The following is a 12817-nucleotide window of genomic DNA, read 5'->3' as shown; positions in this document are numbered from 1 at the left end:
TATGCGACTGAGCACCCTGATACTCCCCGTCCGCCGCTGGTCCGAAGGCGGGCGGGAGGTGTGGCAGCGCGCCGAGGAGCTGGGCTTCCACGCCGCGTACACCTATGACCACCTCTCGTGGCGGAGCTTCCGCGACCGGACCTGGTTCGGCGCCGTACCGACGCTGACCGCGGCGGCGGGCGTCACCTCCCGCCTGCGGCTGGGCACCCTCGTCACCTCGCCGAACTTCCGGCACCCGGTCACCCTCGCCAAGGAACTGATCTCGCTCGACGACATCAGCGACGGCCGGATCACCCTCGGCGTCGGCGCCGGCGGCAATGGCTTCGATGCCACCGCGCTCGGCCAGGAGCCCTGGGCGCCGCGCGAACGCGCCGACCACTTCGCCGAGTTCGTCGCGCTGCTGGACCGGCTGCTGAGCGAGGACGTGGTCTCCCACGAGGGCACGCACTACTCCGCGCACGAGGTGCGCAACATTCCCGGATGTGTGCAGCGGCCGCGGCTGCCGTTCGCGGTGGCGGCCACCGGCCCGCGGGGGCTGAATCTGGCGGCCCGGTACGGCCAGGCCTGGGTGACGACCGGCGATCCCAAGGTGTCCAACGGGGGCGGCACCCCGGCGGAGTCGCACGAGGCGATCCGCGGGCAGTTCGAGCGGCTGGGGAAGGCCTGTGCCGACCAGGGCCGCGACGTCGCCGACCTCCAGAAGATCATGCTGACCGGCTTCACCCCGGACCGTCCGCTGGACTCCGTGGACGCCTTCGTCGACTTCGCCGGCCACCATGCCGAGCTGGGCATCGACGAACTGGTCCTCCACTGGCCGATCCCCGATTCGCTCTTCGAGGCCGATCTCGCGGTCTTCGAGCGGATCGCCACGGAGGGGCAGGCGCAACTGGCCGCCCGGTAGACGGCTCCGCTCCCGGTAGACGGCTCCCCGCCCGGCGCTCCCTACGGGACCGGTGCGCCCCACTGCTCCCGTGGGCCCGACGCGCCGGGCGGACCTCTGGCCTGGGCTTTACCCCGCATATAGCCCTGAAGGGGGAGAATCGGGACAGCGACGCAGTGGGCGGCACGCGACGCGCGGTGCAACGACGGCGCGCGGGCGGATCGGCGCACTGCGCGAAGTGCGGCGTTGTGGAGGAGCCATGGCACGGACCCGATTCGCCCCGGATCGCGGGCTGACCTCACGCATGGTCACGACGATGTTCTTCATCGGACTGCTGTACGTCGTGGTCGTCGGCGTGCTGGTGGTGCTGCTCAAGGGCGCCTGGGTGGTGGTGCTGGTGATCGCCGGTGCCCTGTTCGTCGCGCAGTTCTGGTTCAGCGACCGGATCGCGGCATTCAGCATGGGCGCGCGGGAGGTCACCCCGGAGCAGGCGCCCGAACTGCACGGCGCCGTCGACCGGCTGTGTGCGCTGGCCGATATGTCCAAGCCGCGGGTCGCGATCGCCGAGTCGGATGTGCCGAACGCGTTCGCCACCGGCCGTGGTCAGAAGAACTCGCTGGTGTGCGCCACCACGGGGCTGCTCCGGCGGCTGGAGCCGGCCGAGCTGGAGGGGGTGCTGGCCCACGAGCTCTCGCATGTCGCGCACCGCGATGTCGCCGTGATGACCATCGCCTCGTTCCTCGGCGTATTGGCCGGGATCATCACCAGGGCCGCCCTGTGGAGCGGCATCGGCCGCAACAACCGGGACCAGAACACAGCCATCGCGGTGCTCATCGTGACCGCCGTCAGCGTGGTCGTCTACGCGATCAGCTTCCTGCTGACCCGGCTGCTGTCCCGTTACCGCGAGCTGTCCGCGGACCGGGCCGCCGCCCTGCTGACCGGCCGGCCGTCCGCACTGGCCGCCGCGCTGACCAAGGTCACCGGCCAGATGGCGAGGATCCCGACCGAAGATCTGCGCAAGGCCCAGCCGTTCAACGCCTTCTACTTCGCCCCGGCGTTCAACAAGGAGAGCTTCAGCCGGCTGCTGTCCTCGCACCCGACGCTGGAACAGCGGCTGGACCAGCTGGCCCGGATCGCGACAGAGCTGGGGCGGGCGTGAGGCACGGTGCGGGTGGGATCCCGCTGGTGACCGGCCGGCCGTGACGATCAAGGAGTAAGCAGCACATGGGATTTCTGGACGTCATCCTCGGCCGCAGCAAGCCGGTCCGTCCCGACCTCGACCAGCTTTTCGCGCTGCCGTCCGCCGCGGTGACCCTCCAGGCCGCGGCCGGTTTTGTACCCACCGGACTCGGATCGGTGTGCTTCGCGAGCGTCGAGGGCGGGGCGTTCGCGCGTATCCAGGAGGAGGCGCGGTCCCTGCTGGACGGTGCCGTGGAGTTCACCCAGGACGCCTACGGCTATACCTGGCTGCTCGTACGGCATCCGCCGGAGGACGTGGCGGGCCTGGTCAACGACCTGCATGCGGTCAACACGTCCCTGGAGGAGGCGGGCTTCGGCCCCCAGCTGCTGTGTTCGCTGGTCGGCTTCCGGGAGAAAGCGCAGCGGTCGCTGGCGCTGGTCTACCTCTACAAGCGGGGCACGTTCTACCCCTTCGCGCCGCAACGGGCGGGCGGCGAGAAGCGCGACAACCCGCTCGAACTACAGGTGCGGGCGATGCTCGGGGACGATCTGACGATCGAGAAGGATCTGACGCGGTGGTTCCCGGTGTGGGGCGCGCCGGGGCTCTGAGCCGGGGCCTTACGGGCGCGGTGGTCAGCCCGGGAAACGCAGGAACCGGGCCGGTACCCGGCTGGTGAGCCAGACCCCGTTGGCGCTGACCCGGAAGACATGGCCGGCGCGGTGCATGGCGCCCGCGTCGACGGTCAGGACCACGGGCTTGCCGCGCCGCGCGCCCACCCGGGTCGCGGTCTCGCGGTCGGGGGAGAGATGGACGGCATGCCGCGACATCGGCCGCAGCCCCTCCTGCTGTATGGCGGCCACACTGCGGGCCACGGTCCCGTGGAAGAGATGGGTGGGAGGCACGGCCGGCGGCAGATCGAGGTCGACCGGTACCGAATGGCCCTGGTTGGCGCGGATCCGGTCGCCGTCGATGGCGTAGCGCTGCTTGTCGTTGCCGGCGACCACGGCCGCCAACTCTTCCCGGGTGAACGGGAATCCGTGCCGCGCGGCCGCCGCCATCAGCTCGGCCACGGGTACCCAGCCCTGCGCATCCAGGGTGATGCCGATCCGTTCCGGTTCATGGCGCAGATGCTTCGCCAGGTACTTCGAGAGGCGCACGGAGCGCTGGTTGTTCATGCCTCCAGAGTGCCGCGCAGGGCGGGGGGGGCGGCACCTGAATTCCTGCCGGGGGAGGGGGCTTGCGGTGGGGGCGCTGGGGGCCTTGTTGCGGGGAGTCCTGTGGCCCTCCGGCAGGGCTCCCGGCGCGTCACTCCCCTTCGCCCGGCCGGACTTCCTCGTCCTGGCCGTCCTGCCCCTTGTGCCGCGCCCGCGCGAGTTCGCTCGCCTTCTGCGCCTTCGCACTGGTCACCTCGTCGGCGGCCCAACGGGCCCACTCCTCCTGCATCGCCGATATCCGCAGGCCGTACTCCAGCGCGATCCGTCCGTAGACCGAGATCATTTCCTCGTCCCACTCGGTGGTCTCTTCGAGGTGTTCGAGTGTGGCGCGGGTACGCGCGGCGCGCTCGGCCTGATGCAGGAGGAATGTCTGTGCCTCGAGCGGTGTGACGATGCCGAGGAAGAAGACGCGCAGCAGGCCGTCATGGCGCTGGGGACCGCTGGGTTCGACCTCGGTCAGCCAGTGGCGCAGCTCCGCCAGGCCGTCCTCGGTGATCGCGTACTCCTTGCGGCCGCGGGGGCCGTGGGCGGCGACCTCGACCAGGCCGGCGGTCGTGAGTTTGGCGAGCTCGCCGTAGACCTGGCTCTGCGTAGCCGACCAGGTCCTGGCGAGCGAGGCGTTGAACAGCTTCATCAGGTCGTAGCCGCTCGCGGGGGATTCGGCCAGCAGGCCCAGTACGGCATGTCTCAGGCTCATGACCCGCACTTTACCTTCCACTGTTGACATGTCAAAGGTAGAGCTTCTATGTTCGACATGTCGAAGTTGGAATGTGGGCGCGGCTCGGACGACGACCGCGAGTGAAGAGGGGGAATCATGAACTACCTGCGGGGCTTCATCCCGTGGCTGGTCTTCGCGGGGGTGTCCTCGGCCGGCTGGCAGTGGGGCGCGCTCGCCGGTCTGGCAACGGCCGTCGCGCTGCTCATCGCCGACCGCGCCGGCGGACTCTCGCTCGACCTGCGCCTGCTGGAGTACGGCACGCTCGTGTTCTTCGCGGCCCTAGGCGTCCTGGCCTTCACCCACCCCGACAGCGGTCTCAAGATGTACGGCAGCGCCCTGTCGATGGGATGGCTGGCGCTCATCGCCTGGGTGTCGATCGCGGTGCGACGGCCCTTCACGATGGGGATCGCCCGGCGGATGGCCCCGCCGGAGGTCTGGCACACCCCGCTGTTCCGCCACATCAATGTGGTGCTCACGGCCGCGTGGGCGCTGTCCTTCACCCTCACCGCGCTCGCCCAGACCGCCGCCTCCGCCTATGGGTGGCATGTGGCCGTCTCGATCGCCCTTCAGCTCGCCGGATTCGTCCTTCCCGCCCGCTTCACCGCCGCCTATCCGGAGCGAGCCCGTGCCCGCTTCATGAAGAGCTCCGGCGCGCGGACCGACATCCAAGGAGACCTGGCCTCATGACTCCCACATCCCCGACCACCGCATCCGAATCCCACGCCCCCGCACCGCACATGGCCGGCAACTTCGCCCCGGTGACGGACGAGCTGAGCGCCTACGACCTGCCGGTGACGGGCGCGATCCCGCCCGAACTCAGCGGCTGGTTCCTGCGCAACGGCCCCAACCCGAAGGATGCGGCCACTCCCCACTGGTTCTTCGGCGACGGCATGGTCCACGGCCTGCGCCTGGAGGGCGGCCGGGCCGTCTCCTACCGCAACCGCTGGGTCCGCACCGCCACCTTCACCGACGGCGCGCGTCCGGTGGACGCGCAGGGCCGCCGCAATCTGGCGGCCGGCGTGGCCAACACCCATATCGTCCGGCACGCCGGACGCACCCTCGCCCTGGTCGAGTCGTCGTTCCCGTACGAAATCGACTGCCGCCCCGGCCGTGAGCTGGAGACCCTCGGCGCCCATGACTTCGGCGGCCGGCTCACCACCGCCATGACGGCCCACCCCAAGACCTGCCCCACCACCGGCGAGCTGCATTTCTTCGGGTACGGCGGTCCCACGCCGCCCTATCTGACCTACCACCGCGCCGACGCCGCAGGGGAGTTGGTGATCAGCCGCCCCATCGATGTTCCGGGGCACACGATGATGCATGACTTCCATCTGACCACCGGCCATGTCATCTTCATGGACCTCCCGGTCGTCTCCGACCGCAGCCGCCCCGGGATGCCGTATCAGTGGAACCCGGAGTACGGCGCCCGGCTCGGTGTGCTGCGCCGCGATGACCCCTATGGGGACGTCCGCTGGCTGCCCATCGACCCCTGCTATGTCTTCCACGCCCTGAACGCCCACGAAGACGGCGACCAGCGGATCGTTCTCCACGTCGCCCGCTACGCCGATTACGGCGGCCGGACCCCGGCCCACCTCTGGCGCTGGACGATCGATCTGCTGAGCGGCACGGTCACCGAGGAGCAACTCGACGACCAGTTCTGCGAGTTCCCCAGGCCGGCCGACCGCCTCACCGGTCGGCCGGCCCGCTTCGGCCATGCCACCGTCGGCGAGTTGCCGGGCACCGGCCATATACCCGGCGCCCTGCTCCGCTACGACCTCCAGACCGGTGCGGCCGTCCGGCATGACTTCGGCCCAGGACGCACACCGGGCGAGGCGGTCTTCGCCCCGGCGGACGACCGCCCGGGCGGGCCGGGCTGGCTGATCACCTATGTCTACGACGCCGCCACCAACACCAGCGACCTCGTCGTACTCGACTCGGAGGACATCTCCGCCGACCCGGTCGCCACGGTCCATCTCCCGCAGCGTGTGCCGTACGGGTTCCACGGCAACTGGCTGCCGGATCCGGTCCGTTGAGGCGGTGGGGGAGGGCGCGGCAGGGGGTCGCGCACCGCTTGATCCTTGATAGCTGAAGAGTGGGGGTGAGGTGGGGCGGCGGGCTCGGCTCGGGCGGTACGGGCATGTGGCCGCAGCGTTGGAGACCGGGGCGGGGTTCGTCCCCGTGATGCGGGGTGGTGGCGTTGGCCCGGGCGGCCGGCCGGCGCGCCTGGTCTGGGGCCCGGCCGGCCTTGTGGTGCCGTCAGGGGCTGCCCGCGTCACCTGCCGATGCGGTGCCGCAACCGGTGCCGGTGTCAACAGCCCTGCCGGTGCCGGCAGGGCTGCCGGTGCCGCCCGTCACCAAGGCGTCCATCGTGCGGGCCTGTACCTCCCGGTGTGCGGCGGCGGTGATGAAGGCGGCCGTGTTCTTCGCACCGACCAGATCCCGCACGGCCTGCACTGCCTCGGCGGGGAGCAGGACCGTCTCCGGGGCGACCGTCGGGCCGGGCGCCGGGACGGCCGCGGTACGGGGGTTCGCGACCGGACCGGGGGCGGGCAGCGGCGCGGGCGGCACGTCGGGAGCGGCCCGAGGCGTGGGGAAGCTCCTGGGCCCTGCCGCTGCCTCAGCCCCGGGCTCGGCCTCTGCCCCGGGCTCGGCCTCTGCCCCGGGCTCGGCCCCTGCCCCGGTTTCGGGCCCTGCCCAGGTCCCGGCCCCGGCCCCTGCTCCCGCAGCCGTTCCGGTGGGTCTCCGGGCCTCGGTCGGGAGTGCCTCGCTGAGGTGATGGCGCAGGTAGCGGGTGGCCAGGGTGCGCATGGCGCGGGCGAGTTCGGCGTCGATGGTCTGTTGCGCCAGGGGGCGCAGCCGGCGTACGAGGGTGGTGGCCTCCGCGGCCTCGGCCTCGGTGGGCGGGTGGTCCAGGAACTGCTGGAAGACATGCTCGGTGGTGAAGTCCAGGAAGCGGGCGGCGATGTGCTCGACCTGGCCGCGCAGCTCCCGCAGATGACCGGAGATCGTCGTCAACGGAACCCCGGCGGAGTGCAGTTCGGCGGCGACGGCGAGTTCCTGCGGGCTGGGGACGAGGAACTCGTCGTCCCGGCCCGGGATGCGTTCCAGGACGCCCAGTTCGACGGCCTCGGCGAGCGCTGTCTCATCGGGGCTGCCCCCGAAGGCGTCGTTCAGCTCCGCGCGGCTGATGCGGGACGCCTCCTCGTCGGTCCACGGCCCGTCGATCTCGGCGACCAGGCCCAGGACCCCGCCGAGGTCGCGACCCGCGTCCCAGGCCTCAAGCAGTTCCTTGATGCTGGCGAGGGTGTAGCCGCGGTCCAGCAGATCGGCGATCTGGCGCAGCCGGGCCAGATGGGCATCGCCGTAGACATTGGCCCGGCCACGGCGTTCCGGGCGGGGAAGCAGTCCACGGTCCTGATAGGCGCGGATGGTGCGCACCGTGGCGCCGCTGAGGTGCGCCAGATCCTCGATGCGGTACTCAGGGGTGCGGGCCTCGGCCGTGTGCGGCTGCTCGGTCACTGTGGTGCTCCTAACGAGATGGCCGCAGGCTACGAGCCCGCCGCGTGGCCCACCGCGCCCGCCCTCGGCGCGGTGCGGCCGGGCAGGACACCGAGCAGGCGACGGCCGTGCGCAACGACCCTTCCTGCGAGGGATGGTACGGCCGCCTCCGATACCGCCGGACTGCCGCACCCAGCTCCCGCCGGACCTGCCGTACCAGCCCCGCCGGACCTGCACCCAGCTCCCTCCGGGCCGGGCCGGGCCGAGGCTCCGGCCCGGGGGCCACGGGACGGCGTAGCGGCCAGGCGGGCCCTTGCTTCCGGAGCCCCCCCCAGCACGCGCCCCACCGCTCCCTAAAGCCGTGGCTCGAAGCGGGCGAGGGCGCGGAGGGCGCGTGGGGCGAAGCGGGAGAGGAGGTGGGCGGCGCGGGCTTCGGGGGTGACCGGTACCACCGCCTGGTTGCGGACGACCGCACGCAGGATGGCGTCGGCGACCTTCTCCGGCGGGTAGTTGCGCAGCCCGTACAGCCGCGCGGCCCTGGCCTGGCGGCGCTTCTCCTCGTCGGCCGAGACTCCGGTGAAGCGGGCAGTGCTGGTGATACCGGTGTTGACCAGCCCGGGGCAGATGGCCGAGACGCCGATGCCCTGACCTGCCAGCTCGGCGCGCAGACACTCGCTGAGCATCAGGACGGCCGCCTTGGAGGTGCTGTATGCGGGCAGCAGCTTCGACGGCTGGAAGGCGGCTGCCGAGGCGGTGTTGACGATATGGCCGCCCTGGCCGCGTTCCGCCATCCGCTTGCCGAAGATCCGGCAGCCGTGGATGACGCCCCACAGATTGACGTCCAGGACCTTCTTCCAGTCCTCGGTCCCGGTCTGGAGAAAGGAGCCGGACAGGCCGATGCCGGCGTTGTTCACCAGCACATCGACGGTCCCGTACTCCGTATGCACCTTGTCGGCGAGCTTCTCCATCGCCGTCGCGTCGGAGACATCGACGACCTCCGCCCAGGACTGTGGTGCACCGACCAGCCGGGACATCTCGGCGGTCCGGGCCGCGCCCTCGGCGTCCCGGTCGACGGCGATGACCCGCGCGCCGGCCTCCGCGAAGGCGAACGCCGTGGCCCGGCCGATGCCGCCGGCCGCGCCGGTCACCAGCACCAGCTGCCCGCCGAACCGGTCGGCGTAGGCGCCGGACGCCACGACCTGCCGCGCCGGGTCGCCCTCCTCCTTGGCGGTGAGGAACTCGCCGATCCAGGAGACGAGCTGGTCGGGGCGGGTGCGGGGCACCCAGTGCTTGGCGGGGAGGGTGCGGCGTACCAGCTGCGGCGCCCACTGCTCCAGATCGTCGTACAGCCGCGGCGAGAGGAAGGCGTCACCGGTGGGGGTGATGAGCTGGACCGGGCAGTGCGCATAGGCGTCGGCGCGTGGGCGGCGGAGCCGGGGGAGCACATTGTCGCGGTAGAGCCAGGCGCCGTGGGCCGCGTCGGTGGGCAGCGAAGCGGTCGGGTAGTCGCCACCTGGCACCTTCTCCACCCGCTGGAGGATCTTCGGCCAGCGCTTGCCGAGCGGCCCCTTCCACGCCAGCTCGGGCAGCACGGGGGTGTGCAGCAGGTAGATGTACCAGGACTTGGCGCTCTGATGGAGGAGTTGGGCGGCGCGCCGGGGGGTGGGGCGCACCGTCCGCTTCTTGATCCAGTGGCCGAAGTGATCCAGGGACGGGCCCGACATGGAGGTGAAGGAGGCGATCCGGCCCTCCGTGCGCCGCACCGTGGCGAACTCCCAGCCCTGCACCGAGCCCCAGTCATGACCGACCAGATGCACCGGGCGGTCGGGGCTGACGGCGTCGGCGACGGCCAGGAAGTCGTCCGTCAGCTTCTCCAGGGTGAACCCGCCCCGTAGTGGCTGCGGTGCGGTGGACCGGCCGCAGCCCCGGACGTCGTAGAGCACCACATGGAAGCGGTCGGCCAGGCCGCGGGCTACCTCGGACCACACCTCCTTGCTGTCCGGGTAGCCGTGCACCAGCAGCACCGTGGGCTGTGCCGGATCACCCAGCTCGGCGACGCACAGCTCAATGCCGCCGGTCCGCACCCATCGCTCCCGCGCTCCGGCGAGCCCCGCGGTGCCCCCTGACCCGGCCCCGACCTCAGCCGAGGCCCCACCACCGGCCCCGGCCCCCAGCCGCTGCCCCCGCCCCGAGCCCCGGCCGTTCCCCTTTCCCCGCCCGTCCCCTGCTCCCCGTCCACGTCCCATGTTCACGCGGCCTTCTCCTCCCGCCAGCGCCGCACATGCGGCAGATCGTCGTCCAGCCAAAAGGCGCTTTCCTGGGGGTCCTTGGAGTCCGTCACGACCAGGATCTCCTCAAACTTCGCGCCCGTGCCCCGGAATCCGAGGTGGGGTTCGACCGCCCACAGTCCGGGCTGCGGCGGGTGGTCGGAGAAGCGGTACGGGCTCCACAGCGGGGACCAGCCGTCGCGGTGGCCGTGCAGTGCGTCGGAGGCCAGGCCTCTGAGGGACTGGGTGCCGAACCCGAAGAGTGTGGGGGACCAGCGGCGCTGCCGGACCCGGTCGACCTTGTGCGCGATGACGCCGAAGGGGTAGGCGCGGTGGCGGTTGGCATGGCCCTGCCGCACCATCAGCCGGTCGACATCCGCGTAGATCTCCCGCAGCGGGCGTCGTTCGCGCACCTCGCGCAGGATGAGCTCCCGGTGCGCTTCGAGGTCGGCAAGCAGCCGGTCGTGCACGGGGTTGAGGCCCAGACAGCCGGAGTAGCCGACGTCGGCCGGGTAGCCCTGGTAAATGGGGGCCAGGTCGAGGATGAAGGCCATCCCGGGCTCCAGCTCACGCTGGGTGGGGAAGAACTGGAGCGGCACCCGGAAGTTGACGAAGGCGGTGCGGTCGCCGAACCAGGCGAAGGGCAGATGGAACCAGTCCCGTACGCCGCGCTCGCGCAGCCACTCGCGCTGCATCCGCGCCGCCGCGCGCTCGGTCACCCCGGGCTTGAGCTGGGCGGCCACCGCTTCCGCGCAGGCATAGGCGAGCCGCTGGACCTCTCTGAACCCCCTTAGCCCGGCGCTGAGTTCTCCGGCTGCTCCTGGTGGGGTCGCTGAGGTGACTGAGGCCATCGCCAACCGTCCGTCCGTGAGACGTCCATCGCGGTACGTGCCCGTAACTTGACACTGATGAATGTGACAATGACCGGCGGCTGCGTCAAGAGGCCCGCACAGATGCACCGGCAGCCCTGAGGCCGGGGCAGCTCACAGCAGGAGACCCCTACGGGCACGTAATACCGCAGGGGGATGCGCATCCCATCGTCTGGGTTGACGACCGGTGTGGCGGGTGCCACTACCGTCGATGACGTGACTGTGATCGTGACCGAAAGCCTGAGCAAGCGGTTCCCGCGGGTGACCGCCTTGGACCGGCTCTCCGTTGACATCGCCCCCGGCGTAACGGGCCTGGTGGGTGCCAACGGTGCCGGAAAGTCCACCCTGATCAAGATCCTCCTCGGGCTGGCCCCGGCGACCGAAGGCACCGCGCATGTCCTCGGCCTGGACGTGACCACGGACGGCGGCGCCATCCGTGAGCGGGTCGGTTACATGCCCGAGCACGACTGCCTGCCGCCGGATGTCTCGGCGACGGAGTTCGTTGTGCACATGGCCCGGATGTCCGGGCTGCCGCCGACCGCCGCCCGCGAGCGCACCGCGGACACCCTGCGCCATGTCGGTCTCTACGAGGAGCGCTACCGCCCCATCGGCGGCTACTCGACCGGTATGAAGCAGCGGGTGAAGCTGGCCCAGGCGCTGGTCCACGACCCGCAGCTGGTGTTCCTCGACGAGCCCACCAACGGCCTCGACCCGGCCGGGCGGGACGAGATGCTCGGCCTGATCCGGCGCGTCCACAGCGACTTCGGGATCTCCGTCCTGGTGACCTCCCACCTCCTCGGTGAGCTGGAGCGCACCTGCGACCATGTCGTCGTCATCGACGGCGGCAAACTCCTGCGGTCCTCCTCGACCGATGAGTTCACGCAGGTCACCACCTCGCTGGCGGTCGAGGTCACGGACACCGACGCCCATCCGGACGGCACCGAAGTGCTGCGTGCGGCCCTCGCCGCGGCCGGCGCCGCGGTGACCACCCGCGCGGCCGGCTCCGAGGGCCTCGCCGCCTCCGGCCACCTCTTGTATGTCGAGGCGGCCGGTGAGGGGACGTATGACCTGGTGCGGGACACCGTCGCCGGACTCGGGCTCGGCCTGGTCCGGATGGAACAGCGCCGCCACCAGATCGCCGAGGTCTTCCGCGACGCGGATGCGGCGCAGGCCGCCACCGCCACCGCAGGCGCCCCGGGCGCCCCGTATGCCACCCAGGACGGAGGCGCCCACGATGTCGCCTGAGCCCATGACGTCCGCGCACCCGGCGTCCCCCTCCGGCGCACCGGCCGATGCCTATATCCACAACATCGGCTACCGCCACTACGACGGCCCCCGCCTGGGCCGCGCCTACGCCCGACGGTCGCTCTTCTCGCAGAGCCTGCGCGGCGCCTACGGTCTGGGCCGTTCGGCCAAGAGCAAGGTGCTGCCGCTGCTGCTCCTCGTCGCGATGTGCCTGCCCGCCGCGATCATGGTGGCGGTGGCGGTGGTCACCAAGGCCGGTGCCCTCCCGGTCGGTTACTCCCGCTACGCCGTCTACCTCCAGGCCGTCATCGGTCTGTATCTGGCCGCGCAGGCCCCGCAGTCGGTCTCCCGTGATCTGCGGTTCAAGTCCATACCGCTGTATTTCTCCCGGCCCATCGAGCGGGTCGACTACGTGGCCTCGAAGTTCGCGGCCATGGCCGCCGCCCTGTTCATCCTCACCGGCATACCGCTGCTGATCCTCTATGTCGGGGCGCTGCTGGCGAAGCTGGACTTCGTCGACCAGACCAAGGGTCTGGGGCAGGGACTGGTCGCCGTGGTGCTGCTCTCGCTGCTGTTCGCCGGGATCGGACTGGTCGTCTCCGCGGTCACCCCGCGCCGCGGCTTCGGTGTCGCCGCCGTGATCGCCGTCCTCACCATCCCGTACGGCGCGGTGAGCGCGGTCCAGGAGATCGCCTTCGTCCAGGGCAATGAGTCCGCCGTCGGCTGGCTGGGGCTGTTCTCCCCCATCACGCTGATCGACGGGGTGCAGTCGACCTTCCTCGGCGGCAGCAGCTCCTTCCCCAACGGCCTGGCCCCGACCACCGGCGCAGGTTTCGTCTATCTCCTCGTGACGCTGGCCGTCATCGTCGGCTGCTACGGCCTCCTGATGCGCCGCTACCGAAAGGCCGGCCTGTGAGCTCCCACCCGTCGCCCACCACCGCCCTTC

At 71.2% G+C, this 12817-nt stretch carries 12 protein-coding genes; 7 read left to right on the top strand and 5 right to left on the bottom strand.

Going from position 1 to position 12817, the window contains the following annotated elements; genetic code table 11:
* The first annotated feature begins 1 nt into the window (after position 1).
* The 3 genes from AC3EUV_RS10920 to pspAB all read left to right on the top strand — a co-directional run bounded on the left by AC3EUV_RS10920 (position 2) and on the right by pspAB (position 2668).
* Complete coding sequence (locus AC3EUV_RS10920; RefSeq protein WP_432144187.1) at positions 2-901, top strand: LLM class flavin-dependent oxidoreductase; 900 nt, start codon at positions 2-4, stop codon at positions 899-901.
* 238 nt (positions 902-1139) lie between these two features.
* Complete coding sequence (gene htpX, locus AC3EUV_RS10915; RefSeq protein WP_435602757.1) at positions 1140-2039, top strand: zinc metalloprotease HtpX; 900 nt, start codon at positions 1140-1142, stop codon at positions 2037-2039.
* A gap of 65 nt (positions 2040-2104) precedes the next feature.
* A complete protein-coding gene (gene pspAB / locus AC3EUV_RS10910; RefSeq protein WP_432144185.1) occupies positions 2105-2668 on the top strand; it encodes a PspA-associated protein PspAB in 564 nt (187 codons plus the stop codon).
* 24 nt (positions 2669-2692) lie between these two features.
* On the opposite strand, the gene AC3EUV_RS10905 is transcribed toward pspAB, so the two are convergent.
* Together AC3EUV_RS10905 and AC3EUV_RS10900 are read right to left on the bottom strand one after the other, a co-directional pair.
* On the bottom strand, positions 2693-3235 hold the full coding sequence (locus tag AC3EUV_RS10905; protein WP_435602756.1) for an RNA 2'-phosphotransferase: 543 nt from the start codon (positions 3233-3235) through the stop codon (positions 2693-2695).
* A gap of 130 nt (positions 3236-3365) precedes the next feature.
* Positions 3366-3971 carry a PadR family transcriptional regulator gene (locus AC3EUV_RS10900; RefSeq protein WP_432144183.1) on the bottom strand — a complete coding sequence of 202 codons (606 nt, stop codon included), beginning with the start codon at positions 3969-3971 and terminating at the stop codon, positions 3366-3368.
* A gap of 117 nt (positions 3972-4088) precedes the next feature.
* On the opposite strand from AC3EUV_RS10900, the gene AC3EUV_RS10895 reads away from it, so the two are divergent.
* A complete protein-coding gene (locus tag AC3EUV_RS10895; protein WP_432144182.1) occupies positions 4089-4679 on the top strand; it encodes a hypothetical protein in 591 nt (196 codons plus the stop codon).
* Positions 4676-6025, top strand: coding sequence for a carotenoid oxygenase family protein (locus AC3EUV_RS10890; RefSeq protein ID WP_435602755.1), 1350 nt, complete (start codon positions 4676-4678; stop codon positions 6023-6025). The genes AC3EUV_RS10895 and AC3EUV_RS10890 overlap by 4 nt, the downstream gene beginning before the upstream one ends.
* A 223-nt stretch (positions 6026-6248) precedes the next feature.
* Here the strand turns inward: AC3EUV_RS10890 and AC3EUV_RS10885 are convergent, their stop codons facing one another.
* From AC3EUV_RS10885 to AC3EUV_RS10875, 3 genes are all read right to left on the bottom strand, one after another.
* A complete protein-coding gene (locus tag AC3EUV_RS10885; RefSeq protein WP_435602754.1) occupies positions 6249-7511 on the bottom strand; it encodes a MerR family transcriptional regulator in 1263 nt (420 codons plus the stop codon).
* Positions 7512-7843: 332 nt separating this feature from the next.
* Positions 7844-9736, bottom strand: coding sequence for an SDR family oxidoreductase (locus AC3EUV_RS10880; protein ID WP_435602824.1), 1893 nt, complete (start codon positions 9734-9736; stop codon positions 7844-7846).
* Positions 9737-9738: 2 nt separating this feature from the next.
* Positions 9739-10608, bottom strand: a complete 870-nt coding sequence (locus AC3EUV_RS10875) for a M24 family metallopeptidase (RefSeq protein ID WP_432144179.1) — start codon at positions 10606-10608, stop codon at positions 9739-9741.
* 207 nt (positions 10609-10815) lie between these two features.
* On the opposite strand from AC3EUV_RS10875, the gene AC3EUV_RS10870 reads away from it, so the two are divergent.
* Together AC3EUV_RS10870 and AC3EUV_RS10865 are read left to right on the top strand one after the other, a co-directional pair.
* Positions 10816-11871 carry an ABC transporter ATP-binding protein gene (locus AC3EUV_RS10870; RefSeq protein ID WP_435602753.1) on the top strand — a complete coding sequence of 352 codons (1056 nt, stop codon included), beginning with the start codon at positions 10816-10818 and terminating at the stop codon, positions 11869-11871.
* 4 nt (positions 11872-11875) lie between these two features.
* Positions 11876-12787 carry an ABC transporter permease subunit gene (locus tag AC3EUV_RS10865; protein ID WP_432144178.1) on the top strand — a complete coding sequence of 304 codons (912 nt, stop codon included), beginning with the start codon at positions 11876-11878 and terminating at the stop codon, positions 12785-12787.
* Positions 12788-12817: the final 30 nt, after the last annotated feature.

The sequence above is a fragment of the Streptomyces sp. bgisy130 genome, from assembly GCF_057708345.1.
This window is presented reverse-complemented; position numbering and strand designations above follow the sequence as displayed.

Excerpts from the sequence above, each read along its gene's own strand:
- AC3EUV_RS10920 (WP_432144187.1), top strand. The coding sequence starts at position 2 with ATGCGACTGAGCACCCTGATACTCCCCGTCCGCCGCTGGTCCGAAGGC.
- htpX (WP_435602757.1), top strand. The coding sequence starts at position 1,140 with ATGGCACGGACCCGATTCGCCCCGGATCGCGGGCTGACCTCACGCATG.
- pspAB (WP_432144185.1), top strand. The coding sequence starts at position 2,105 with ATGGGATTTCTGGACGTCATCCTCGGCCGCAGCAAGCCGGTCCGTCCC.
- AC3EUV_RS10905 (WP_435602756.1), bottom strand. The coding sequence starts at position 3,235 with ATGAACAACCAGCGCTCCGTGCGCCTCTCGAAGTACCTGGCGAAGCAT.
- AC3EUV_RS10900 (WP_432144183.1), bottom strand. The coding sequence starts at position 3,971 with ATGAGCCTGAGACATGCCGTACTGGGCCTGCTGGCCGAATCCCCCGCG.
- AC3EUV_RS10895 (WP_432144182.1), top strand. The coding sequence starts at position 4,089 with ATGAACTACCTGCGGGGCTTCATCCCGTGGCTGGTCTTCGCGGGGGTG.
- AC3EUV_RS10890 (WP_435602755.1), top strand. The coding sequence starts at position 4,676 with ATGACTCCCACATCCCCGACCACCGCATCCGAATCCCACGCCCCCGCA.
- AC3EUV_RS10880 (WP_435602824.1), bottom strand. The coding sequence starts at position 9,736 with ATGGGACGTGGACGGGGAGCAGGGGACGGGCGGGGAAAGGGGAACGGC.
- AC3EUV_RS10875 (WP_432144179.1), bottom strand. The coding sequence starts at position 10,608 with ATGGCCTCAGTCACCTCAGCGACCCCACCAGGAGCAGCCGGAGAACTC.
- AC3EUV_RS10865 (WP_432144178.1), top strand. The coding sequence starts at position 11,876 with ATGACGTCCGCGCACCCGGCGTCCCCCTCCGGCGCACCGGCCGATGCC.